Annotated in this window: 23 protein-coding genes and 1 pseudogene; 19 read left to right on the top strand and 5 right to left on the bottom strand. The window is 70.4% G+C overall.

The genetic code is table 11. The annotated features are described in order from the left end of the window. Positions 1-65: 65 nt before the first annotated feature. The 6 genes from sufD to ABZ656_RS22660 are packed head-to-tail and all read left to right on the top strand — an operon-like array spanning position 66 to position 4,428. Complete coding sequence (gene sufD, locus ABZ656_RS22685; RefSeq protein WP_101405821.1) at positions 66-1,247, top strand: Fe-S cluster assembly protein SufD; 1,182 nt, start codon at positions 66-68, stop codon at positions 1,245-1,247. Then, entirely contained in the window at positions 1,247-1,570 is a 324-nt protein-coding gene (locus ABZ656_RS22680; RefSeq protein WP_101405822.1) for a bifunctional 3-phenylpropionate/cinnamic acid dioxygenase ferredoxin subunit, read from the top strand. Before sufD ends, ABZ656_RS22680 begins: the two co-directional genes overlap by 1 nt. Positions 1,571-1,577: 7 nt before the next feature. Beyond that, positions 1,578-2,360 (top strand): Fe-S cluster assembly ATPase SufC, encoded by a 783-nt coding sequence (sufC, locus tag ABZ656_RS22675; protein ID WP_101405823.1) that lies wholly within the window; start codon positions 1,578-1,580, stop codon positions 2,358-2,360. Then, complete coding sequence (locus ABZ656_RS22670; RefSeq protein WP_054235894.1) at positions 2,357-3,613, top strand: cysteine desulfurase; 1,257 nt, start codon at positions 2,357-2,359, stop codon at positions 3,611-3,613. Before sufC ends, ABZ656_RS22670 begins: the two co-directional genes overlap by 4 nt. Before the next feature lie 15 nt (positions 3,614-3,628). After that, complete coding sequence (gene sufU / locus ABZ656_RS22665; protein WP_054235893.1) at positions 3,629-4,093, top strand: Fe-S cluster assembly sulfur transfer protein SufU; 465 nt, start codon at positions 3,629-3,631, stop codon at positions 4,091-4,093. Beyond that, entirely contained in the window at positions 4,090-4,428 is a 339-nt protein-coding gene (locus ABZ656_RS22660; protein WP_101405825.1) for a metal-sulfur cluster assembly factor, read from the top strand. The genes sufU and ABZ656_RS22660 overlap by 4 nt, the downstream gene beginning before the upstream one ends. Positions 4,429-4,497: 69 nt before the next feature. Here the strand turns inward: ABZ656_RS22660 and ABZ656_RS22655 are convergent, their stop codons facing one another. Further along, positions 4,498-5,472: an AbfB domain-containing protein gene (locus ABZ656_RS22655; RefSeq protein WP_360270079.1), complete on the bottom strand. Its 975-nt coding sequence runs from the start codon at positions 5,470-5,472 to the stop codon at positions 4,498-4,500. Positions 5,473-5,660: 188 nt separating this feature from the next. Between ABZ656_RS22655 and ABZ656_RS22650 the strand changes: the two genes are divergently transcribed. The 5 genes from ABZ656_RS22650 to dapD all read left to right on the top strand — a co-directional run bounded on the left by ABZ656_RS22650 (position 5,661) and on the right by dapD (position 8,839). Further along, positions 5,661-6,029: a sulfotransferase gene (locus ABZ656_RS22650; RefSeq protein WP_360270077.1), complete on the top strand. Its 369-nt coding sequence runs from the start codon at positions 5,661-5,663 to the stop codon at positions 6,027-6,029. After that, on the top strand, positions 5,920-6,792 hold the full coding sequence (locus tag ABZ656_RS22645; protein WP_360270075.1) for a sulfotransferase: 873 nt from the start codon (positions 5,920-5,922) through the stop codon (positions 6,790-6,792). Before ABZ656_RS22650 ends, ABZ656_RS22645 begins: the two co-directional genes overlap by 110 nt. A 64-nt stretch (positions 6,793-6,856) precedes the next feature. Further along, positions 6,857-7,177 (top strand): multidrug efflux SMR transporter, encoded by a 321-nt coding sequence (locus ABZ656_RS22640; protein ID WP_101405827.1) that lies wholly within the window; start codon positions 6,857-6,859, stop codon positions 7,175-7,177. Next, positions 7,177-7,716: a TetR family transcriptional regulator gene (locus tag ABZ656_RS22635; RefSeq protein WP_101405828.1), complete on the top strand. Its 540-nt coding sequence runs from the start codon at positions 7,177-7,179 to the stop codon at positions 7,714-7,716. The genes ABZ656_RS22640 and ABZ656_RS22635 overlap by 1 nt, the downstream gene beginning before the upstream one ends. A 133-nt stretch (positions 7,717-7,849) precedes the next feature. Further along, positions 7,850-8,839, top strand: coding sequence for a 2,3,4,5-tetrahydropyridine-2,6-dicarboxylate N-succinyltransferase (dapD, locus tag ABZ656_RS22630; RefSeq protein ID WP_101405829.1), 990 nt, complete (start codon positions 7,850-7,852; stop codon positions 8,837-8,839). Between the two features lie 165 nt (positions 8,840-9,004). Here the strand turns inward: dapD and helR are convergent, their stop codons facing one another. Together helR and ABZ656_RS22620 are read right to left on the bottom strand one after the other, a co-directional pair. Further along, the gene (helR, locus tag ABZ656_RS22625; RefSeq protein ID WP_360270073.1) at positions 9,005-11,176 is read right to left on the bottom strand and encodes an RNA polymerase recycling motor ATPase HelR; all 2,172 of its coding nucleotides are present in this window, start codon (positions 11,174-11,176) and stop codon (positions 9,005-9,007) included. 122 nt (positions 11,177-11,298) lie between these two features. Next, on the bottom strand, positions 11,299-12,534 hold the full coding sequence (locus tag ABZ656_RS22620) for a glycosyltransferase (protein WP_360270071.1): 1,236 nt from the start codon (positions 12,532-12,534) through the stop codon (positions 11,299-11,301). 207 nt (positions 12,535-12,741) lie between these two features. Here ABZ656_RS22620 and ABZ656_RS22615 point away from each other — a divergent pair, with 207 nt between their 5' ends. After that, positions 12,742-13,743: a hypothetical protein gene (locus ABZ656_RS22615; RefSeq protein ID WP_101405831.1), complete on the top strand. Its 1,002-nt coding sequence runs from the start codon at positions 12,742-12,744 to the stop codon at positions 13,741-13,743. Here ABZ656_RS22615 and dapA read toward each other — a convergent pair whose 3' ends face one another. Further along, a complete protein-coding gene (gene dapA / locus ABZ656_RS22610) occupies positions 13,744-14,670 on the bottom strand; it encodes a 4-hydroxy-tetrahydrodipicolinate synthase (RefSeq protein ID WP_180362568.1) in 927 nt (308 codons plus the stop codon). Between the two features lie 166 nt (positions 14,671-14,836). On the opposite strand from dapA, the gene ABZ656_RS22605 reads away from it, so the two are divergent. The 4 genes and pseudogenes from ABZ656_RS22605 to ABZ656_RS22590 all read left to right on the top strand — a co-directional run bounded on the left by ABZ656_RS22605 (position 14,837) and on the right by ABZ656_RS22590 (position 17,468). Then, positions 14,837-14,971, top strand: coding sequence for a hypothetical protein (locus ABZ656_RS22605; protein WP_360270068.1), 135 nt, complete (start codon positions 14,837-14,839; stop codon positions 14,969-14,971). Beyond that, a complete protein-coding gene (locus ABZ656_RS22600; protein WP_101405833.1) occupies positions 14,968-15,636 on the top strand; it encodes a hypothetical protein in 669 nt (222 codons plus the stop codon). Before ABZ656_RS22605 ends, ABZ656_RS22600 begins: the two co-directional genes overlap by 4 nt. Positions 15,637-15,744: 108 nt before the next feature. Continuing rightward, a pseudogene (locus ABZ656_RS22595) lies at positions 15,745-16,323 on the top strand (helix-turn-helix domain-containing protein); the annotation flags it as partial. Positions 16,324-16,733: 410 nt separating this feature from the next. Continuing rightward, a complete protein-coding gene (locus ABZ656_RS22590; RefSeq protein ID WP_360270092.1) occupies positions 16,734-17,468 on the top strand; it encodes an SRPBCC domain-containing protein in 735 nt (244 codons plus the stop codon). 91 nt (positions 17,469-17,559) lie between these two features. Here the strand turns inward: ABZ656_RS22590 and ABZ656_RS22585 are convergent, their stop codons facing one another. Beyond that, complete coding sequence (locus ABZ656_RS22585) at positions 17,560-19,386, bottom strand: endonuclease/exonuclease/phosphatase family protein (RefSeq protein ID WP_101405835.1); 1,827 nt, start codon at positions 19,384-19,386, stop codon at positions 17,560-17,562. A gap of 328 nt (positions 19,387-19,714) precedes the next feature. Here ABZ656_RS22585 and ABZ656_RS22580 point away from each other — a divergent pair, with 328 nt between their 5' ends. From ABZ656_RS22580 to ABZ656_RS22570, 3 genes are all read left to right on the top strand, one after another. Then, entirely contained in the window at positions 19,715-19,858 is a 144-nt protein-coding gene (locus tag ABZ656_RS22580; protein WP_360270066.1) for a hypothetical protein, read from the top strand. A 177-nt stretch (positions 19,859-20,035) separates the two neighbouring features. Beyond that, positions 20,036-21,457, top strand: a complete 1,422-nt coding sequence (locus tag ABZ656_RS22575; RefSeq protein WP_360270064.1) for a hypothetical protein — start codon at positions 20,036-20,038, stop codon at positions 21,455-21,457. Between the two features lie 433 nt (positions 21,458-21,890). Continuing rightward, positions 21,891-23,342, top strand: a complete 1,452-nt coding sequence (locus ABZ656_RS22570) for an alkaline phosphatase PhoX (protein WP_360270062.1) — start codon at positions 21,891-21,893, stop codon at positions 23,340-23,342. The last annotated feature ends 297 nt before the right edge of the window (positions 23,343-23,639 follow it).

The following is a 23,639-nucleotide window of genomic DNA, read 5'->3' as shown; positions in this document are numbered from 1 at the left end:
GGCCCGCCCCTTCCGGCGGGCCCGAGGATCTCAACTGACGCAGGAAAGAGAGCAGACCGACAGCCATGGCTGAGGCTCAGAACATCCCGGTGGGGTCAACCACCGCCGGTCAGATCGCGGTGGCCGCCGAGTCGACCGTCGCCACGCGCATGAGCGCGCCCCCGTCCTTCGACGTGGCGGACTTCCCGGTCCCCCACGGCCGCGAGGAGGAGTGGCGGTTCACCCCGCTGGAGCGCCTGCGCGGGCTGCACGACGGGACCGCGGTCGCGAACGGCGACGGCCTGAAGGTCGACGTGGAGGCGCCCGCGGGCGTCGTCGTGGAGACCGTCGGCCGTGACGACGCGCGCCTCGGCAGGGCGGGCACCCCGGTGGACCGCGTCGCCGCCCAGGCGTACTCCGCGTTCGAGAAGGCCGGCGTGATCACCGTCCCCAAGGAGACGGTGCTCACCGAGCCCATCCGCGTCGCGGTGCACGGAGAGGGCGGCGTCGCCTACGGCCACCAGGTCGTGGAGCTCGGAGCCTTCGCCGAGGCCGTCGTCGTCATCGACCACACCGGTGACGCCGTGCTCGCCGCCAACGTCGACTACATCCTGGGCGACGGCGCCAAGCTCACCGTCGTCTCCGTCCAGGACTGGGACGACAAGGCCGTGCACGTGGGCCAGCACAACGCGCTGATCGGCCGGGACGCCACGTTCAAGTCCTTCGTGGTCACCTTCGGCGGCGACCTCGTGCGCCTGCACCCGCGCGTGGCCTACGCCGGCACCGGCGGTGAGGCCGAGCTGTTCGGTCTCTACTTCACGGACGCGGGCCAGCACCAGGAACACCGTCTGCTGGTCGACCACAACACCCCGCACTGCAAGTCGAACGTCGCCTACAAGGGCGCGCTCCAGGGCGACGGCGCGCACGCCGTGTGGATCGGTGACGTCCTCATCGAGGCCAAGGCCGAGGGCACGGACACGTACGAGATGAACCGCAACCTGGTTCTGACCGACGGCGCCCGCGTCGACTCCGTGCCGAACCTGGAGATCGAGACCGGCGAGATCGTCGGCGCCGGACACGCCTCCGCGACCGGCCGCTTCGACGACGAGCAGCTCTTCTACCTGATGGCCCGCGGCATCCCCGCCGACGAGGCCCGCCGACTGGTGGTCCGCGGGTTCTTCGCCGAGCTCGTGCAGCAGATCGGTGTCGACGACATCGAGCAGCGCCTTCTCGTGAAGATCGACGAGGAGCTGGAGGCGTCGGTCTGATGACCAGCACCTTCGTACGCGCCTGTGGGCTGAGCGAGCTGGAGGAGGACACCCCGAAGCGGGTGGAACTCGACGGCACGCCGGTCTCGGTCGTGAAGACCGAGGGGGAGGTGTTCGCGATCAACGACATCTGCTCGCACGCGAACGTCTCGCTCTCCGAGGGCGAGGTGGAGGACTGCCAGATCGAGTGCTGGCTGCACGGCTCCGCGTTCGACCTGCGCACCGGCAAGCCGTCCGGCCTTCCCGCGACGCGCCCCGTCCCCGTATACCCCGTAAAGATCGAAGGGGACGACGTACTCGTCTCCCTCACCCAGGAGTCCTGAGGAACCCATGGCAACGCTTGAAATCCACGACCTGCACGTCACCGTCGAGGCCGACAACGCCACGAAGGAGATCCTCAAGGGCGTCGACCTGACCGTGAAGCAGGGCGAGACGCACGCCATCATGGGCCCGAACGGCTCCGGCAAGTCGACCCTCGCCTACTCCCTCGCGGGCCACCCCAAGTACACGATCACCGGCGGCACCGTCACCCTCGACGGTGAGGACGTCCTGGAGATGTCCGTCGACGAGCGCGCCCGCGCGGGCCTGTTCCTGGCGATGCAGTACCCGGTCGAGATCCCCGGTGTCTCCGTCTCCAACTTCCTGCGCACCTCCGCCACGGCCGTCCGTGGCGAGGCCCCCAAGCTGCGCACCTGGGTGAAGGAGGTCAAGGAGACCATGGAGCGCCTCTCCATGGACCCCGCCTTCGCCGAGCGCAACGTGAACGAGGGCTTCTCCGGCGGTGAGAAGAAGCGCCACGAGATCCTCCAGCTGGAGCTGCTCAAGCCGAAGATCGCGATCCTCGACGAGACCGACTCCGGCCTGGACGTCGACGCCCTGCGCGTCGTCTCCGAGGGTGTCAACCGGGTCCGCGAGACCGGCGAGGTCGGCACCCTGCTGATCACGCACTACACGCGCATCCTGCGCTACATCAAGCCCGACTTCGTCCACGTCTTCTCCGGCGGCCGCATCGTCGAGTCCGGCGGCGCCGAGCTCGCCGACAAGCTGGAGAACGAGGGCTACGAGGCTTATGCGAAGCACGAAGTCGACACGAAGGGTGGCGCATCCGCGTGACACAGCTGCCGGGCCTCCTCGACACCGAGGCGATCCGCAAGGACTTCCCCATCCTGGACCGTCAGGTCCACGACGGCAGGAAGCTCGTGTACCTGGACAACGCGGCGACCTCGCAGAAGCCGCGCCAGGTGCTGGACGCCCTGAGTGAGTACTACGAGCGCTACAACGCCAACGTCCACCGCGGTGTGCATGTGCTCGCCGAGGAGGCCACGGCGCTGTACGAGGGCGCGCGCGACAAGGTCGCCGCGTTCATCAACGCGCCGAGCCGCGACGAGGTGATCTTCACCAAGAACGCCTCCGAGTCGCTCAACCTCGTGGCCAACATGCTCGGCTGGGCCGACGAGCCCTACCGGGTCGACCACGAGACCGAGATCGTCATCACCGAGATGGAGCACCACTCCAACATCGTGCCGTGGCAGCTGCTGGCGCAGCGCACGGGCGCGAAGCTGAAGTGGTTCGGTCTCACCGACGACGGCCGCCTCGACCTGTCGAACATCAACGAGATCATCACCGAGAAGACGAAGATCGTCTCCTTCGTGCTGGTGTCGAACATCCTGGGCACCGTCAACCCGGTCGAGGCCATAGTCCGCCGCGCCCAGGAGGTCGGCGCGCTGGTCTGCATCGACGCCTCGCAGGCCGCGCCGCACATGCCGCTGGACGTCCAGGCCCTCCAGGCCGACTTCGTGGCCTTCACCGGCCACAAGATGTGCGGCCCGACGGGCATCGGCGTGCTGTGGGGCCGCCAGGAGCTCCTGGAGGACCTGCCCCCGTTCCTCGGCGGCGGCGAGATGATCGAGACGGTGTCGATGCACTCGTCGACGTACGCCCCGGCGCCGCACAAGTTCGAGGCGGGCACCCCGCCGATCGCGCAGGCGGTCGGCCTCGGCGCGGCGATCGACTACCTGAACGCGATCGGCATGGACAAGATCCTCGCCCACGAGCACGCGCTCACCGAGTACGCGGTGAAGCGGCTCGGCGAGGTCCCCGACCTGCGGATCATCGGCCCGACCACGGCCGAGGACCGCGGCGCCGCGATCTCGTTCACCCTGGGTGACATCCACCCGCACGACGTGGGCCAGGTCCTGGACGAGCAGGGCATCGCGGTCCGGGTCGGACACCACTGCGCGCGCCCGGTCTGCCTGAGGTACGGAATTCCTGCGACCACGCGAGCGTCGTTCTATCTGTACTCCACGCCGGCCGAGATCGACGCGCTGGTGGACGGCCTGGAGCACGTCCGGAACTTCTTCGGCTGAGGGGCTGGCTGAGACGTGAAGCTTGATTCGATGTACCAGGAAGTCATCCTGGACCACTACAAGCACCCCCATGGGCGAGGCTTGCGGGATGGCGATGCCGAGGTGCATCACGTCAACCCGACGTGCGGCGACGAGATCACGCTGCGCGTGAAGTACGACGGCGAGCAGATCGCGGACATCTCGTACGAGGGCCAGGGCTGCTCCATCAGCCAGGCCTCGGCGTCCGTGCTGAACGAGCTCCTCGTCGGCAAGGACGTGTCCGAGGCGCAGAAGATCCAGGAGACCTTCCTGGAGCTCATGCAGTCCAAGGGCAGGATCGAGCCCGACGACGCGATGGAGGAGGTGCTGGAGGACGCGGTCGCGTTCGCCGGTGTCTCCAAGTACCCGGCCCGGGTCAAGTGCGCCCTCCTGAGCTGGATGGCGTGGAAGGACGCGACGGCCCAGGCTCTGGGCGAGAGCGCCGAGAGGAAGACGGCATGAGCGAGAACGAGACCCTGACGACGAAGCCGGCCTCGGAGGAAGAACTCCGTGAGGCGCTGTACGACGTCGTCGACCCCGAGCTGGGCATCGACGTCGTCAACCTCGGCCTGATCTACGGCATCCACATCGACGACGCGAACATCGCGACGATCGACATGACCCTGACGTCCGCGGCCTGCCCGCTGACCGACGTCATCGAGGACCAGGCCAAGTCCGCCACGGACGGCATCGTCAACGAGCTGCGCATCAACTGGGTCTGGATGCCGCCGTGGGGCCCGGACAAGATCACGGACGACGGACGTGAGCAGCTTCGGGCGCTCGGGTTCAACGTCTGAGTCCGCGCACACCTCCGCAAACGTCTGTGGCCCCCGGCAGCTCGCCGGGGGCCACAGGTGTTCCTGGGGTCAGGACCAGCCGTTCACCACACGGAACGCCGAGTCCGCGCGGAAGAGCTGACTGTTGTCGTCTCTGTCCAGACGGAGCTGGAAGTTGCGGTGGCGCAGATAGCGGCCCGGGTAGTTGATCGACTCCAGCATGACGGCGCCGGTGTACGGGGATGTCCGGGGACAGAAGGTGGCGTCCTTGCGGAAGAGGTCGGAGCCGTCGTTGCCGTCGGCGCGCAGAGAGAAGTTGCGGTGGCGCAGATAGGCGCCGTCGGCGGTGGTGAAGGAGTAGCAGTTGGCGTTGCCGAGCCCCGCCACCACCTTGAAGCTGGCGTCCCGCTTGGTCGCGCCCGAGCTGCCCGAATCCACCGGATCGAGCCGTACGAAGCCGTCGCTCAGATGCCAGTAGCGGTTCGGGTAGTTGACCGACTGGAGCGACTTCCGCGAGGAGACGGGCTTGGACTCGGGAGGCTTGCTGGACGAGGCGTTCTTCGACGGCTCGGTGGTGCCGGCGACGGGCTTGTCGTCGGACCCCTGTTCCGAGGGCCCCGGCGAGGCCGAGTCCGACGCGGTGGAGGTGGAGCCGGAGCGCCGCGGGGAGGACAGGGCGTTCTTGCCCGCCGGGGCCGTGGTGCTGCCGTCGGCCGAGCCGGAGACGCCGGGTATGAGCGGGACGTCCGTGTCGGAGGCGGTGTGGTTCGCCCGGTTCAGCGACGCGGCGTCAGTCTTGCTGTCCAGTACGGCGATCGCGGTCGCGGTGGCGATGAGCACCGCCACCGCGAGGCCGCCGGCCATCCACAGCCGTCGGGTTCCGGGCAACCGACCCTCGTCCGGGAACTCCCCGGACTCCCAGGGCACCGGCGGCTCGACGAAGGGAGGCAGTTCCCCCGGATAGGGAGTGCCTTGGGGGGTGGGGCGCCAGGCGGGTTCCTCCGAAGTGGGCACGGGCTGGTCGGCCCCGGGCTCGGGTTCGGGCTCTGGCGTTGTTTCTGGCATGCGCGTTCCTCCAGCGTCGCCCAAGGCGCACGCGGATTCGTCTACTGGTCTCAGCACAAGAGGGGGGCGCAGGCACACGGAACGGCGGTAGCCGTGGAAACCCGGTGCGCGACTGGTGAAACAGTAGTGGACTTGGTGACTTCTGAGCAGCCGTTTCCCCCACTGATCCCGTGGCCCCACGGGGATTCATGGGGGTTCATGGGAATTCATGGGCGTGGTGGCTTCACATTGCATTCTCAGTGCGATCCAAGTCCGGGCTCATCGGGGCGCGACAGCGTGAGGTCGTGTCCGCTTCTGTGCAACCCGCCCCCACACGTGCGGCGTTCGTCCTCGGCTGCCCCCGCTCGGGAACCACGCTTCTCCAGCTGATGCCGCACGCGCATCCACGGATCGCCCTGCCGCCCGAAACACTCCCCCAAAGCCTTAAGAGCATGGGGGACCCCCAACGTGCTTCCCGCCTACGAAGGACGGCTGGCCTTCGGCGATCTGGCGGAGCGCGACAACCGGGCCGGGCTCGCGCGCTGGATCACATGCCGCAAGGAGACCCGCTTCCATGAGCTCGGACTGGACGCCGGGCGAGTGGCCGAGCGGATCAACGACGGGCCGCCGGCCCTCGGTTCGGCCCTCGGGATCGCGCTCCGGGCCTGTACCGAGGAACACGGCAAGGTGCGCTGGGGCGACAAGCGGCCCGCGTACGCCCTGCACGTGGCGGAGATCCTGCGGCTGTTCCCCGACGCGCAGTCCGTCCACCTCGTACGGGACGGCCGGGACCGCGTCGCCTCGCTGCTGCGGATGCCCTGGTGGCACCGGGGATTCCATGAGGCCGTGGCCGCCTGGGCACAGGTCGTGGACACCACCCGCAAGTGCGCGCGCGAACTGGGCCCGGGCAGCTGGTACCGACTTCGCTTCGAGGACCTCGTGGCCGGTCCCGAGGGCCAACTCCGGGGTGTGTGCGGGTTCCTGGGCGAGGAGTACGCCCCCGGAGCGACCGAGCCGCACCGTGTCGCCGGGATGGCCGTACCCGCCCGCAAGACCTGGCACCGGTGCACCCACGGCGTGCTGGACACCGCCCGGGCGGACACCTGGACCACCGGACTGACGCCCGATCAAATACAACTGCGCGAGGCCGTATTGGGCGGACGGCTGACCTCGTACGGCCGCGAACTCGCCGGTGCCGTCCGCCCCGACCCCGCCGAACTGCTGCGCTACCGGCGGGTGGAGGTGCCGCGCCGGGCCACCCGCGCCGAGCGGCGGACGCTGGACCGCCTGGCGCGGGTGCGTGAACCGGGGCCGGTGGCCTGCCGGCCGGTCACGGGGTGAGCTGCGGCGAGGGGCTCGCGCTCTTTGCGTACGGGCGTACGCATCGATGCGTACACTCGTACACATGGGATACGTGCTGCTCTCCGGAGCCATCGCCTCCGAGGTGGCCGCCACGACCGCCATGAAGTACAGCGAGGGCTTCAGCAGGCTCTGGCCCTCGCTGGTGACCGTCCTCGGATACGTCATCGCCTTCGTGCTGCTCGCGCAGTGCCTGAAGACCGTCCAGGTCGGCACGGCCTACGCGATCTGGGCCGGCGCCGGCACCGCCGTCATCGCCGCGATCGGCATGGTGTTCCTCGGCGAGGCGCTCAGCTTCACCAAGGTCGCCGGGATACTGCTGATCATCGGCGGGGTCGTGGTGCTGAACCTCGGCGGGGCCCACTGATGGCGGCGCGCCGCTACGACCCCCAGCGGCGGCAGCGGATCATCGACGCGGCGATCCGGGTCGTGGGCGCCGAGGGACTCGCAGGGCTGAGCCATCGCACCGTGGCCGCCGAGGCCGATGTGCCCCTCGGCTCCACCACGTACCACTTCAAGACCCTCGACGAGCTCATGGTCGCCGCGCTGCGCCAGGCGAACGAGGGCTTCGCCAAGGTGATCGCCGCACGCGGCGCGCTGGAGGACCCCCGGGCCGACCTCGCCGGCGAACTCGCCGGGCTGATGGGCGAGTGGCTGGCGGGCGACCGTACGGGGGTGGAGCTGGAGTACGAGCTCTACCTCGCGGCGCTGCGCCGCCCCGCCCTGCGCCCCGTCGCCGCCGAATGGGTCCAGGACCTCGCCGAACCCCTCGCCCGTCGCACCGACCCCGTCACCGCGAGGGCGCTGGTCGCGCTGGTGGACGGGATCTGTCTGCAGGTGCTGCTGACGGGGGTGTCGTATGACGAGGGGTATGCGCGGGAGGTGTTGGGGCGGGTGATCGGCTGAGGGGGAGGGTTCGGTGCGGGGGATGTGCGAAGGGAGAACGGGGTCCCGCGAGGGGGCGTACGGGGCGCCCGGCAGGTGAGATGGCGGGTGTACCGGTTCGCTCGTGCGCCCCGCGCCGCGTTAGGTTTCACCCATGACCGACACGACTGCTACTCGCACCACCGGCGCCGTCGCCGCCGGCCTCGCCACCCTCACGGCCGACGGCACCGTCCTCGACACCTGGTTCCCCGCGCCCGAGCTGTCCGCCGAGCCCGGCCCGGCCGGCACCGAGCGGCTGTCCGCCGAGCGTGCCGTCGAGCTGCTCGGTGAAGGCGCCGCCAAAGCCATCGGGCCCGACGCCCGCCGGGGCGTCGAAGTGGTCGCGGTCCGCACGGTCATCGCCTCGCTGGACGAGAAGCCGATCGACGCGCACGACACCTACCTGCGCCTGCACCTGCTCTCGCACCGCCTCGTGCAGCCGCACGGCCAGAGCCTGGACGGCATCTTCGGTCATCTCGCCAACGTCGCCTGGACCTCGCTCGGCCCGGTCGCGGTGGACGACGTCGAGAAGGTGCGCCTCAACGCCCGCGCCGAGGGCCTGCACCTCCAGGTGACGTCCATCGACAAGTTCCCGCGCATGACGGACTACGTCGCCCCCAAGGGCGTCCGGATCGCCGACGCCGACCGCGTCCGGCTCGGCGCGCACCTCGCCGAGGGCACCACCGTCATGCACGAGGGCTTCGTGAACTTCAACGCGGGCACGCTCGGCACGTCGATGGTCGAGGGCCGCATCTCGGCCGGCGTCGTGGTCGGCGACGGCTCCGACATCGGCGGCGGCGCCTCCACCATGGGCACCCTGTCCGGCGGCGGCAACGTCCGCATCACCATCGGCGAGCGCTGCCTGATCGGCGCCGAGGCGGGCGTCGGTATCGCCCTCGGCGACGAGTGCGTGGTCGAGGCGGGGCTGTACGTCACCGCGGGCACCCGCGTGACCATGCCCGACGGGCAGATCGTCAAGGCCCGTGAGCTGTCCGGGGCGTCGAACATCCTCTTCCGCCGCAACTCGATGACCGGAACCGTCGAGGCGCGGCCGAACAACGCGGTGTGGGGCGGCCTGAACGAGGTTCTGCACAGCCACAACTGATCATCGGCGGCCATGACCTGCGGCCGCCTCATCGATCAATGCTCTGACCTGCTGCTGACCTGCTGCTGCCACTCACAGGCTCTGCAATCCAGCCTCCGACGGCTCCCGCGGCGGAGCCGCAGATGTCGCAGCCCCCGCGCCCCTACCGGGGCGCGGGGAGCCGCTTCATGAGCTCGTGAGGACGACGAGTTGCCGGGTCGCTCGGGTCATCGCGACATAGCGGTCGACCGCTCCTTCGACGCCCTCGCCGAACGTCTCCGGGTCGATGAGGACGACCAGGTCGAACTCGAGCCCCTTCGACAGCTCCGGGGTCAGTGAACGGACGCGGGACGTCGCCCGGAATGCGGGGTCGCCGATGACACAGGCGATGCCGTCCGTATGCGCGGCGAGCCAGGTGTCGAGGATCGAGCTCAGATCCGCGGTGGATCCGTGTACGACGGGAACGCCGCCGCTGCGGATGGAGGTCGGCACATTGGCGTCCGGGAGCACGGCCCGGATGACCGGCTCGGCCTCCGCCATGATTTCTTCCGGCGTCCGGTAGTTGATGCTCAGGGAGGCCGACTCGATACGGTCGAGCCCGATCCGCTCGAGCCGCTCCCGCCACGACTCCGTGAACCCGTGCCTTGCCTGGGCACGGTCCCCGACGATGGTGAAGCTCCGGGACGGGCAGCGGAGCAGCAGCATCTGCCACTCCGCGTCGGTCAGCTCCTGAGCCTCGTCCACGACGATGTGCGCGAACGGACCGGCGAGCAGGTCCGGTTCGGTGCCGGGCAGTGCGCTCTCGTCGACCAGGGTGTCCCGCAGGTCCTGTCCGTGCAGCATGCCCAGCGCGCCCTCGCTCTCGTCGATCACGACGTTCTGCAGCAGGCTGTCGATGACGTCGGCCCTGCGTGCTCGTTCGGCGGCGACGGCGGCTTCGTCACGACGCTTGCGCCGCGCCGCCTCCGGGTCGCCGAGCCGCTGCCGTGCCGCGTCCAGGAGCGGCAGGTCGGACACCGTCCAGGCCTGGGCGTCCTCGCGCCGCAGCCGCCGAACCTCGTCGACGCCGAGCCAGGGAGCGCACTTGCGCAGGTAGGCGGGTACCGACCACAGGTCCGAGACGAGGTCGGCCGCTTCGAGCAGCGGCCAGGCGCGGTTGAAGGCCGTGAGCAGGTCCCTGTTCCGCAGCAGCGACGTACGGAGCAGATCGGCCGAGACGTCGCCGTCATGCGCCGAGGCGTCGTCGTGCTTGTCCACCAGGATCGTGAGCACCTCCTCCCAGACCTGGTCGCGCGCCTCGTTGTGCGGAGTACCGGGCTCCGCCGCTTCGAACGCCATGGCCCAGTCGTCGGCGCTCAGCCAGATGTCGGACCAGTGGGTCGTGACCGTCATCCCCTTGGTGGGCGGCTCCTCGTAGAACCTCACGGCTGTCTCGATCGCCTTCACCAGATCGGCGGACGACTTCAGGCGAGCCACCTCCGGGTCGGCCTCGATCGTCGCGGCGGCTCCCTCGGCGACGAGATCCCGCAGGATGCAGGTCTGCACGCCCTCCTCTCCGAGGCTGGGCAGGACGTCGGCGACGTAGGCCAGATAGGGCCGGTGCGGACCGACGAACAGCACGCCGCCCCGGCGATGACCGAGGCGCGGGTCGGAGTAGAGGAGGTAGGCGGAGCGGTGCAGAGCGACGACGGTCTTGCCCGTACCCGGACCGCCGTCGACGACGAGAGCGCCGCGGGACCCCGCGCGGATGATGGCGTCCTGGTCGGCCTGGATGGTGCCGAGCACGTCGCGCATCCGCGGCGACCGGTCGCCGCCCAGGCTGGCGATGAAGGCGGACTGGTCGTCGAGCGCGGCGTGGCCGGCGAATCCGTCCGAGGTGAACACCTCGTCCCAGTAGTCGCCGATCCGGCCTCGGGTCCAGCGATACCTGCGGCGGCTCGCCAGACCCATCGGGTCGGCGTGGGTGGCTCCGAAGAACGGCTCGGCCGCGGGGGAGCGCCAGTCGAGCAGCAGCCGACGACCCGTAGTGTCCGTGAGGCCGAGCCGTCCGATGTACACGGGCTCTGAGTCGTCCGCGCCGACCATGTGCCCGAGGCACAGGTCCAGGCCGAAGCGACGCAGGGCGCGCAGGCGAGCGGTCAGCCGGTGGATCTCCACGTCCCGGTCCATCGCCTGCCGGCCCGCACCGCCGGGCGCCCTGCGCTCGGCGTCGAGGAGGTCGGTCAGCTCTGCGATCGACTGTTCGAGGCACTCCGCGATGGCCGCGAAGTGCTCTTCGTCGCCCGCGATCAGCGTCGGGTCGGCCTTGGCGGAGAGGCGGTCGGGAAGGTCGAACGCGCTGGTGGTCAGGGGGTTCACGTCGTTGGCTCCGAATGTTCCGAAGGTGAGGTCGCTCGTGACCCTTGCGCGCGGCAAGGCGTCCGGACCGGCGTGTGCGGGTTCTTGTGTCCGGGGTCCCGGCCGGACGGGTCCCGTAGGGTTCACGCGGATGTGCGCGGCTCCTCCCGGCTGATCATGTCGAGGAGAAGCTTCGCGGCCACCGTCGTCCCGTCGGTGCGGATCGTGGCGGCCACGGCGGTCGCCCGTGCGCGGGTCTCGGGGGCCAGGGCCGTGCCGAGCGCGGCCGACAGGGACTCGAAGGTCGGAGTCGGACCGCCGTGGGCCGCGCCGATGCCCAGCTCGGCGACCCGGGCTGCCCAGTACGGCTGGTCCACGATCTGGGGTACGACCACCTGGGGCGCGCCGGCCCGGGCGGCCGTCGTCGTCGTGCCCGCGCCGCCGTGGTGCACGACGGCGGCCACCCGGCCGAACAGCGCCTGCTGGTTGACCTCACCGACGACGAAACAGTCGTCGACGTCGTCGATCGGGGCCAGGCCGGCCCAGCCGCGGGCAAGGAGTACGCGGCGGCCCCGCGCGCGGCTCGCTTCGATGGCCACCCGGGCGATGTCCTTCGGGGCGTGCGCGGCCATGCTGCCGAAGCCCACGTACACCGGTGGTTCACCGGCGTCCAGGAACGCCTCCAACCCGGCCGGGAGCGGGCGTTCGTCCGGCAGGATCCACGCCCCGGTCTGTACGAGGCCGAGATCCGTCAGGTCCTGCCACGGGCCCAGGACGGGGTCCGCCGCCAGCCACGGCCGGTCGGTGACCGCGTAGTCACGGACGTTGTCCACCGGTGGCAGGCCGATCACCGCCCGGTGGCTGTTCTCCGCCTCGCCGTACAGCTCGTTCACGCGCTGGGCGTCCTGCTCCCACAGCACCTTGAGGTCGGTCTCCTCCCGCGGGGACGGCCGGCCCGGCCGCGACTGCGGAGGGAAGTGCTGCGACGGCAGTCCGAACGGATGGAAGCACGCGAACACGTAGCGGATGCCCAGTTTCTCGGCCACCGAGCGCGCGCCGGCCGGCATCAGGCCGGTCGCCAGCAGCGCGTCACACCCCTCGGCCGCCGCGGTGAGCGTCTCGTACCTCGCCGCGACCAGCTCGGGCGCGAGCCGGAACGCGGCCGTTGTCGACGGCGGCCTCTCGCCGGTCACCACCGAGCGCACCGACGGGCCGAGCGGCACCAGCGGCACGCCGACCCGAGCCAGCAGCGCCACGAATTCCTCGTCCGGAGGCGCGCACACCCGCACCTCCGCGCCGAGTTCCCGCAACCGCAACGCGAGTCCCGCCAGCGGTTCGACGTCCCCTCGCGATCCCCATGTCGACAACACCACACGCACTTTGCGACTCCCCGGTTCGGCAGATTCTGGCTTCGGCCGGTGATTCTGCGGCACGACGGGGGCCTTGCCGCAAGCCCCCCGGTGCGCTATAAGTTGAGAGTGGCAAGGAGTGGGTTATCACCTCCTTGCCTTTTCTCTTGCCGTCCGCTGCCGTCCGCTGTCGGCCCCTGTGGAATTGAGCGTGGCCCGGGCACCGGCAAGGACGACGTGCGCCCGGCGAACGTCCTGAACGAGAACGACATCATCGCCCACCCCGGCCAGACCCCACCGCGCGACCTGATCGCGGCCGGGGGAGTCGCGCTGGCCGCGTACTACACGGAGACGAACGTCAAGCTGTCGGCCACGCACCACACCGACGTCCGCACGTACTGGCTCCTCGACGCGCGCACCCGTAAGTACGTGAAGACGAAGTGGTCGTTCGTGGCGGTCGCCCCCGGTCTGCGGACCGCCGCCGTCCTGGAGCGGACACTGCCCGCCAGGCGGATCGGTCTGCTCGACCTGCTCACCGGCAAGGTGGAGCGCTGGATTCCGGTCGACCACACCGTCGGAGCGGTCGCGTTCTCGCCCGACGGCCGCAAACTCGTCGCGACGACCTACAAGAAGAACCCCGATCTGCATGTCACGCCGAAGGACGGTCAGGGCAGCCCCTGGCCGAACTTCCAGGAGCCGGGCCGGACCGGCTTCTACGTCGTCGATGTCGCTTCCGGTAAGGCGGCGGCCTGGAACGCGGTGTCGCCCGGCGACGGCAGCGGCCTCAACGACCGCCAGGACTTCGGCTTCAGCCACGACGGAAAGCTGGTCTACACCGGGTTCACCACGACACCGGGCCAGTACTTCTACGACTTCCGGGGCTACCAGGTTCAGGCACCCGCGAACGAGAAGCACCTGCTCTGGTACGTCGACGCGCGGCTGTCCCCGGACGGCAGGCACGCCGCGGGCGACTTCGCGGGCGGCGCGCAGAACACCGCCTCCGCGATCCTGGACCCCGTCACCGGCAGGCGGATCACAACCGTGCGCGGGCAGGAACTGCTCGCCTGGGCCGACAACAAGCGCCTGATCGCCTGGGACATCACGCCCGGCTCGAACGAGTTCCACAACCGGCTCGTGGTCGTCGCCCTGGGCAGCGGCAAGGAGGTAGCGCTGAGCGGCTTCCGCGGCGGCAACGACGGCGCCGCCGGGCGCTGGACACCGGTGTTCGCCCGGCGCTGATCAGGCGGCCGCCAACTCCTCGTACGCCGCCAGCAGTCCGTCGGTCACCTCCCGGCCGGCGGGCCGCAGCGGCGCACGGACCGGACCCGCGGGCAGGCCGAGCCGGCCGAGCAGGGCCTTGGCCGTGACCGTGCCGGGCAGTCCTGACGACATCATCAACTCGACGATCGGGACGGCGCGTTGTTGCCGACGGGCCGCCTCCGCCGTGTCCCCCGCCTCGAACGCGTCGAGGATCGCGCGGAAGGGGCCGGGGGCCGCGTTCGCCACCGTGCTGATGTACCCGGTCCCGCCGACCGCCCGCAGTGCGAGCACCTGCTCGTCACAGCCCGCGTAGTACGCCAACTCCGTGCGGGCCAGCACCTTCTGGGTGCCGAGGAGGTCGTACGCGCAGTCCTTGACGGCCACGATCCGGGGGTGCTCGGCGAGCCGGATCAGGGTGTCGGGCTCGATACGGGTGCCGGTGCGGCCGGGAATGTCGTACAGCGTGAGCGGCAGTCCGGTGGCGTCGGCGATCTCCCGGAAGTGCGCCTCGACGGCGTCCTGCGGAGGCCTGCTGTAGTACGGCGTCACGACCAACAGACCGTCCGCGCCCGCCTTTTCGGCCGCCAGGGCCAGTTCGACGGTGTGCCGCGTGTCGGCGGTGCCGACGCCCGCGACGATCGCGGCCCGTTCGCCGACCGCCTCGCGCACGGCGCGTACGAGCGCGGACTTCTCGGCGTCCGTCGTGGTCGGGGACTCGCCCGTGGTGCCGGACAGGACCAGACCGTCGCAGCCCGCGCGGACCAGCCGGTCGGCGAGCCGCCCCGCCCCGTCGAGGTCGAGCGCGCCCGCCTCGGTGAAGGGCGTGACCATCGCGCAGAGCGCACGGCCGAAGGGAGGAGCGGAGGAAGCGGCGGACGGAGGGGTGGAGGGGGCTGAGGTCGTCATGCGAGTAGTCTCGGCAGCTCCACTGTGAAGCTCCACTTAATTCTTCTACGAGATAAAGGAAAGCATTGCTACCAGGTGGCTGCTTTCGCGAGGCCCTGGTGCCAACCCGGCCCCTATGGGTCACCATGGCGAGGACGGAAGTCGACGGCAGATCGCGGGAGGCGTCATGAGGCTGGGCAAGGCACTCGCCACCGGAGTCGCGGAAGAGCGGACTCGCGTGGACGAAGACAATCTCCAACTTCCCGAGGAAATCGAGGAGCTGGAGGCGTCCGTGCCCGAAGAGGTCCCGGTCGCCCGATGAGGCTGCGGCTCCCCGAGGAACGACCGGCGGAGCCGCCGACCGGATACAAGATCGCCCACCCGGTGCTGTCCCAGGACGGCACCCGGGCCGGGTTCACCGGCGTCTCGCTGGGCGGCGCGGTGCCGTACGGAGTGCTGGACGAGGCGCGCTGCGTCTACGGGCTGAGGCACCGGTCGCCGCACCGTCGCTGCGACTGCGGCTTCCACTGCGTGCACGACCCGGCTGCGGCCGAGGCCATGCTCTGCACCGCCGAGCACCGGGCGGCCGTCCTTCTGGAGGTCTCCGTCCTCGGCGCCTACATCCGCTTCGAACAGGGGTTCCGCTACGCCCGCCAGCGGGTGCGGAGCGCGACGGTCGGTCCCTGCGCGTGCGGCGCGGTGGCCGCCGCGCTCGCGGACGCGGGCTGGGGGCGCCCCGGCTGGCGCGCCCTCGCGGCGGCCTGCGCGGGCTGCGTACGCGGTCGTACGTCCCTGTCGCTCGCCGGGTTCGCGCGGCTGGCCGGTGACGGGCTGCGGGTCCGCGCCGGGAGCGGGGCCGTGGTCGGGGATCTGCCCGCGGGGCTCGGGGTGTCCGAACTCGTCGCCGAGGCGGCACTGCTGCAGGCCAGGCTGGACTGGTTCCAGACCCAGCTGGCACGTCTCGACGAGGGCGGGCCGCAGGGCTGACGCGCGGCAGCCGATGAGTTCTCGCGGGGGTCGACGGGTACTCGCGGCCTCTTCTCCGACAACTTGACCCGTCTGGACAAAAAAAGTTTTCGGTGAGACGGTGGGGTCATGTTGGACGTGACCGTGATCGAGGATGCCGAGGCAGCCGCCGTCTCGCTCGACCCCATACGGGCCCGGCTGCTGGCCGAGCTCGCCGCCGGGCCCGCGTCGGCCGCCATGCTGGCCGGAAGGGTCGGGCTGCCGCGGCAGAAGGTGAACTACCACCTGAAGGCGCTGGAGCGGCACGGACTGGTCGAGCTCGCGGGCGAGCGCCGCAAGGGCAATGTCACCGAGCGGCTGATGCGCGCGACGGCGTCGTCTTACGTCATCTCGCCACTCGCCCTCGCCGCCGTGCAGCCCGACCCGGACCGCTTCCGGGACCAGCTCTCGGCCCGCTGGCTGCTCGCCGTCGGTGCCCGGCTGGTCCGGGACGTCGGTTCGCTGATCACCGGCGCGGCGAAGGCCCGCAAGCGGCTCGCCACCTACGCGCTCGACGGTGAGGTGACCTTCGCCTCCGCCGCCGACCGCGCCGCGTTCATCGAGGAGCTGACGCAAGGGGTCGGCGCGCTCATCCGCAAGTACCACGACGGGAACGCGGAGGGCGGGCGCGACCACCGGATCGTCGTCGCCGTCCACCCGACGCTCAAGCCGGAAGCCATCGCAAAGCCGGAAGCCATCGTCACGCCGGAAGTCGCCGCAAAGCCGGAAGCCATCGTCACGCCGGAAGCCGTCGCAAAGCCGGAAGTCATGGTCAGGCCGGAAGCCGTCGCAAAGCCGGAAGTCATGGTCAGGCCGGAAGTCGTCGCAAAGCCGGAAGTCATGGTCACGCCGGAAGTCGTCGCAAAGCCGGAAGTCATGGTCAGGCCGGAAGTCGTCGCAAAGCCGGAAGTCATGGTCAGGCCGGAAGTCGTCGCAAAGCCGGAAGTCATCGTCACGCCGGAAGTCACCGTCGAGGCGGCGGCCGCCGCGACGCCGGAGACCCCCCTCGCGGTGGCCCCGGCCCCGCCCGACCAGGACTGAACCACAGGAGAACCCCCACCATGTCCAAGGAATTCGAGATCGCCCGCGAGTTCGAGATCGCCCGCGAGTTCGAGGTCGACGCCACCCCGGAGCAGATGTGGGAGGCGATCACCACCGGTACCGGCGGCTGGCTGTGGCCGATGGAGTTCGAGCCGCGTCAGGGCGGGACCGGGCCCTTCGGCTCCACGCTCACCAACTGGGACCCGCCGCACCGCCTCACCAGCCTGGTCGAGGACGTCGAGGGCATCTCCCAGCAGACCCTCAACCAGATCGACGAGACCATCGAGCCGCGTGACGACGGCCGCCGGTCGTGGGTGCGGTACGTGCACAGCGGCATCTTCGTCGAGGACTGGGACAACCAGTACGACGGCGCGAGCAAGCACACGGACTTCTATCTGCACACCCTGCGCGAGTACGTGACGCACTTCGCGGGGCGCCCGGTCGCCTTCGCCACCTTCGACGGGCCCGGCGCGTCCACGGCGTCCGACGCCTTCGCCGCCGTCGGGCGGGCGCTCGGCCTCGCGGACGACATGGCCGAGGGCGCGCGGGTGCAGGCCCGCGGACCCGAGGGGCAGTTCCTCGACGCCGTGGTCGACTACCGCAACCAGTACTTCATCGGGCTGCGCACCGACAACGCCCTCATCCGCTTCTTCGGGCGCAACCACTGGGGCGCCCCGGTCGGCATGAGCGTCCACGACTTCGCGTCCGACGCCGACGCCAAGCACAACGAGGCCGCCTGGAAGGGCTGGCTGAACGCGACGTTCGCCGCCTGACCTCGGGCAAGGGAAGAGCCCGGCCCCCCGGACGACGGGGCCGGGCTCTTCCGGTTTCGGGGCTGTGGCCTCATCCACAGCCCCTACAGACCTACGGCCGGAACCGCAGTACCTGCGGGTCGTGGTCGCTGATCTGGTCGGAGAACTCCGAGTTGATGTGCACGCTGTCGTAGTCGAAGTCGCAGTCCTTGCGAATCGACGGGCTGACCAGGATCTGGTCCAGGACCTGCTGGTTGCCCTGGTAGTCGTACGTGTAACGCTCGCTCTTGGGCAGCGACTTGATCGCGGACCAGAGCTCGCCGTCACCCTCGAGGATCTTGGTGGTGTCCGAGAACTCGAAGTCGTTCATGTCACCGAGGGCGAGCACGTCGGCGTTCTTCTGCGCCTTGAGGATCTCGTTGACGAAGGAGTTCACCGCCGTCGCCTGCAGATGACGCTGGGTCTCCGAGCTGCGGGCCGGGGGCTGGTACCGCGCGGTCAGCCCCTGGTCGCCGCCCTTGGAGTTGAGGTGGTTGGCGATCACGAAGACCGTCTTGCCACGGAAGACGAACTCGCCGGCCAGCGGCTTGCGGCTGGACGTCCAGGCCGTGTTGGCCGGGTCGATCCGGCCGGGGGAGGCCGTCAGCTGGGCCTTGCCGTGCACCTCGGTGACACCGACGGCGGTCGTCGAGTCGCCGCCCGCGCGGTCCGTGAAGGAGACCCGCTCCGGGTTGAAGAGGAAGACCTGGCGGATGTTGCCGCCGGGCTCGCCGCCGTCCTGGTCGTTGACCGGGTTGATGGAACGCCAGTCGTACTTCGGGCCGCCCGCCGCGACGATCGCGTCTATCAGCTTGTTCACCGTCTGGTCAGCGGCGACCGTGCCGTCGTCCGTCGCGCCGTTGTTGTCCTGGATCTCCTCCAGGGACACGATGTCGGGCGACTGCAGGTTGTTCACGATCGCGGCCGCGTGGGCGGCGAACGTGCCGTCGCCCGGGTCCAGGTTCTCGACGTTGTACGTCGCCACGGCCAGCTCGCCGCGCGACTGCTTGCGGGTCGTCTCGCGCTGCAGGCCGCCCTTCTCCAGGGTGCCCAACTGGCTCGCGACGAGCGTGTAGCCGCCGAACTGGTTGTAGTCGAGCGGGCCCGCGGTGGTGCCGGCGAGCTGGTCGCCGACGTTCGCGACGGGGAAGTCGGCGGTCGAGCCGAGGGACTGGATCTGCAGGCGGCCGGTGTTCTGCGAGGTGTACGCGCCGTAGATCGTGCCGCCGCGGCGGGTGGGGTGCTCGTGCGGCTTCACCGTGACCCACAGCTCGCTGTACGCGTCGGTGGCGGTGACCACGCGGGTGTCGGCGACCTGGACGTTCATGCCCTCGAGGGACTCGTAGTAGTCCAGGGCGTACTTCGTCGGCTCCAGGGCGAGCGCGTTGATCGAGCCGCTCGCGGCCGTGTCACCGGCGGGGCTGTAGGCGGCCGGCACGGAACGGCTGTTGATGACCGTGGGCGCGGGGACCGCGTTGCCGGACGACAGCACCGTGATCGTCGGCTTGGTGATCTCCGTCAGCGACTGGTTGCCGCTGGAGGCGCCGCCGGGCACGTACTCCGAGACGGTGCCCGTGACGGTGACCGAGTCGCCGACGGCGACCTTCGGGGTGGAGCTGGTGAAGACGAAGACGCCCTCACTGGTGGCCGGGTTGTTGTCCGGGTTCGGGTCCTGGATCCAGAAACCCCGGGACGAGCCGTAGGTCCGCAGGGCCGTGACGATGCCCGCCACGTCCGTGACCTTCTGGCCCGCGTAGGGGGACGTCCGGGTGGTGCCCTGGATGTCGTGGATGTGGACGGTGTCCGCGTGGGCGGGTGCGGTCAGCACCACGGCGGAGACGGTGGAACAGACCGCGGCTACGGTCAGCGCGCCGATGCGCGCGGTTCTCTTGCTCGGCAAGGGAATCCCTCCGGGGACTTACATGAACGCCGGGACGAGGGTGGAACGTGTGGGGGTAGCGCGACCTGTGTGCGGGCCGGTGACGCGCGTAGAAGCTGGTGGGACGAGTACCCCTTTGAACTTCTACGCGCGTCAATCTCGTGTGTGGGAAGGGGAGTTGTCAAGGACGGAGTGATGTACAACTCCTGACAGGGACATGAACCGGGCGGCATGGGTGGAAATCCGTCTAGGCTGAGCCGTCGACGCGGTTTTCCGGTCTGGCGTCCGGACCCTCGGGTCCGGGGGCGGTCCACGGGGTGCGCGGGATGTCCTGCGGGACGATGTCCTTGTGGGCTCGGTGGCTTTCCTGCCGGGACGGATGGGTGCGCTGCCGGGCTCGGTGGACGTACCGCTGGGACGGGCGGATGCGCTGCCGGGCTCGGTGGACGTACCGCTGGGACGGGCGGATGCGCTGCCGGGCCCCGGTGGGTGATCTGCCGGACCCCGGTGGGTGTCACGCTTGTTCCGCTCGTCATGCTTGTTCCGCTTGTACTGCGTTTCGTGCTTGTCATGCTTGGTCGGTCCCGCCGGCCGGGTCGCCCGGTTCCGCTCGTTCGGGCCGTTCGATCCCGCTGTTCGGGTCCTGATTGTTCGGAGGAGAACCCAGCCGATGTCAGAGAGCTCCCCCTTGCCGCCGGTGCGGCTGACGTCCGAAGCGGAGCTGGCGCGGGACGCGCTCGCCACACCGCTGCTCTCCCGTGCCGCACGGCTGGCCCGCTGGGCCGGCCCGGACACGCGGGTCGGCGCCGGGGGCGAACTCGTCGAGGAACAGCTTCCCGGGGCGGCCGACGCGCTCGGGCTCACCGGCGACGACGCGGCGGCCCTCGTCGGCGAGGCCTGGCGGGTGGCCGTGGACACCGGGCTCGTCGAGATCGCGGACGAGGAGGAGGGCACGGTCGCCGCGGGCGCGGACCTCGCGCTGCTCACCTCCGGAGCGCCGCAGGACGTCCTCGGGGTGTGGCTCACCGCCCTGGAGACCGTACTGGCCGACGCGAGCGTGCCCGACCTCGACGAGCTCGTCGACGCGATGGACGGCGGCGGGGAGATCGACTTCCCCTCGCTGGACTGGGACCCCGAGGCCGAGGCCGAGTTCCTGGACGGAGTGCTCGGCAATCTGTACCTGCTGAGTGTGAGCGAGGGCGGGGCGGGCGAAGGCCCGGTGCCGCTGCCGGCCCTCGCCGCGTCCATGATCGTGCCCGACGGCATGGGGGAGCCCACCAACGACGTACTGGAGCAGGTGTCGGACGCGATGATGCGGCTCGACGACCAGTTCCGGCTGCTCGAACCCGTCGGTCTCGTCGACTTCCAGCCGGTCGACGAGACACTGATGGCGGACACCGACGAGGAGTCCTCGGCCGCCGACGACGACGTGTCGCGGTACGGGATGGTACGGCTGACACCCCTCGGCCTGTACGGGTTGCGGGCGCGGCTGCTGGAGTCCGGCCTCGCCGCCCCCGCGGTGGGCGACCTCGCGGACAAGGGCGCGGACGCGCTGCTGGACGGCACCGCCACCTTCCCGCCGACCGCCGCCCGGGCCGAGACCGAGCAGTGGCTCGCCCGACGCGAACCCCTCGCCGCCGCCCGGGAGTTGCTCGCCGCGGCGCGTGGCGGCGATACCGGGGCGCCGCTGCGCCGGCTGCACTGTCAGCAGGCGCTCTCGCTCGTCGGTCTGGAGGCCGAGCCCGCGCTGCGCGAGATCCTCGACGACGCCGAACTGGGCGGACTCGCCCGGGTCTGGCTCTCCGAACACGGCGCCGCCGACGTGCCCCCGCCGTCCGAGGCGATGATCTTCTGGCTCACCATCGACACGATCGCCGCGCAGCTCGCCGCCGAGGGCAACTCCGCCGAGCTGCAGGGACTGGTCGAGGGGCTTGCCCAGCAGCACGGCGGCTTCTTCGCCGCGGCCTGGCGCGTCGACCACCCGGCCACCCCGGACGTCCTGGAGGCGATGGGCCGCCTCCACCCCGACAAGAAGGTCGCCAAGGAGGCCCGCAAGGCCGCGTTCAAGGCACGCTCGCAGCAAGGGGGTTGAGCGCGGCGGGGCCGGTCGCGGGGGCTCCCTTGCCTCCCGGCCCCGGGAGGCATCGTTCGCCGATTGCGGGGGGCTTCGCCCGTTGCCCGGCCCTGGGGCGCCTCGTTCCCTGTTCCCGGGGGCTTCCCTTGTTCCTTGGCCCCAGGGGGTTTCGCCGGTTCCCTGGCCTTGGGAGGGGCGTCCGTTCCCGGTCCGGGGGCTTCCCCGGTCCCCCGCCTCGGGAGGGGCAATCGTTCCCGGTGACGGAGGGTTCCGCCCGTTCCCCTGCCCGGAGGACTTTTGGTCCCTGTGGCCGAGTCCTTACGGATTCATGGAACCGAGGGCGGTGAAGTCGCCCGGCGTTCAACCGCCGTTCAGGCGTGGGCGGGACGGTGTGGCCGCAATGCCCTAGGCCACCCTCCACGGTCATCCTCCACCGTCACGGGAGACACCCATGTCGCTCACCCGCAGGGACTTCGCCGGTCGATCCGCGCTGACCGGCGCCGGTATCGCCCTGACCGGCAGTGTCGGCGCCCTCGCCACCGCCCCGAACGCCCTCGCGTCCACCGGCACCGAGAGCATGGGGGAGGACGGCGAGCCGACGGACCGGCACGGCGGAGTCGGCTACGGACCGCTGGTCCCGGACCCGAAGGGCCTGCTCGCGCTGCCCGCCGGATTCTCCTACCGCGTCATCACCTACAGCGGCCGTACCAAGCTGGACTCGGGTGAGTTCACGCCGTCCAACCACGACGGCACCTCCACCTTCGACGGGCCGCGCGGCGCCACCCTCCTCGTCAACAACCACGAGCTCAAGGGCCCCCGCGCCAGCTGGAAGTACCCCGTGCCGCTCACCGAGGGCCTGGTCTACGACCCGGCCGCGTCCGGCGGCTGCACGGTCGTCGAGGTGCGCCACGACAAGGTCGCCGAGTGGGTCGGCGTCGCGGGCACCTCCACCAACTGCGCGGGCGGCAACACCCCTTGGGGCACCTGGCTCACCTGCGAGGAGACCGAGGACAAGGCCGGCCAGAACGGCATGACCAAGGACCACGGCTACGTCTTCGAGGTCGACCCCGTCGACCGCCGCCGCAACCGGAACCCCGAGCCGATCAAGGCACTCGGCCGGTACGCCCACGAGGCCGTCGTCGTCGACCCCAAGCGCGGCCGCCTCTACCTCACCGAGGACGCCTCGGGCCCCAACGGCCTCCTCTACCGGTGGACGCCCCCGCAGGGCTTCGAACACGGCCACGGACAGCTCGCCACCCTCGCCGACGACGCCGGCGCCCTCCAGGCCTTCAAGTGCTTCGACGCCGGCGGCCGGTTCATCGACGACCTCTCCCGCGCCACCAAGATCGGCACGGTGTACGGCGTGGACTGGGTCGACGTCCCGGACCGTGACGCGAAGACCGTCTCCGTCCGCAAGCAGTTCACCGACGGCCAGGTCACCCGCGCCCGCAAGCTCGAAGGCATGTGGTGGGGCGACGGCGGCACGTACATCGTCTCCTCGTACGCCCGCGAGGAGAGCCCCGTCCAGCACGACGGCGCCGTCTGGTTCTACGACCCCAAGCGCCGCACCCTGACCCTCAAGGTCCTGCTCGGCGTGAACCCCGACCCGTCCAAGGGCGGCGCCTTCGACGGCCCCGACAACATCACCGTCTCCCCCTACGGCGGCCTCGTCATCGCCGAGGACGGCGAGGGTGTCCAGCACCTCTTCGGCGCCACCGACAGCGGCCGTACCTACCCGATCGCCCGCAACGAACTGAACATCGGGACCGAAGCCGAGCCGGCCTACAGCGAGTTCACCGGCGTCACCTTCTCGCCCGACGGCAGGACCCTCTTCGCCAACGTCCAGGAGCCCGGCATCATGCTCGCCATCACCGGCCCCTGGAAGCGCCAGAAGCGCGGGTAGTTAATTCAATGGCTCGAACCGCGGCCGCCCTCCTAAAGTGGTGCACGTCCAGGTGCGAAGGCAGGACCTACTTCCACTGATAATGGGGCGGCCGCGGGTTCGAGTCCCGCCACCGGTACAACGCGCCGGTGTAGCTCAGGGGTTAGAGCACCTACGTCGGTTCCGCCGGCCTTGAACTCTGGACACCACAACTTCATGCACCTCCCGGTGCGCGGGCTGCGGCTACTTCTCTCTCAAAGAATCCACGCCGCCGCCGACTCGATCTCGGGAGGCGCAGCTCATGGTGGGTGCCCGGTG

It is taken from the genome of Streptomyces sp. NPDC007095 (assembly GCF_040634475.1).
In the GTDB taxonomy this organism is placed as follows: domain Bacteria; phylum Actinomycetota; class Actinomycetes; order Streptomycetales; family Streptomycetaceae; genus Streptomyces.
The sequence above is the reverse complement of the archived record's forward strand: the minus strand, read 5'-3'. Positions and strand labels throughout refer to the sequence as shown.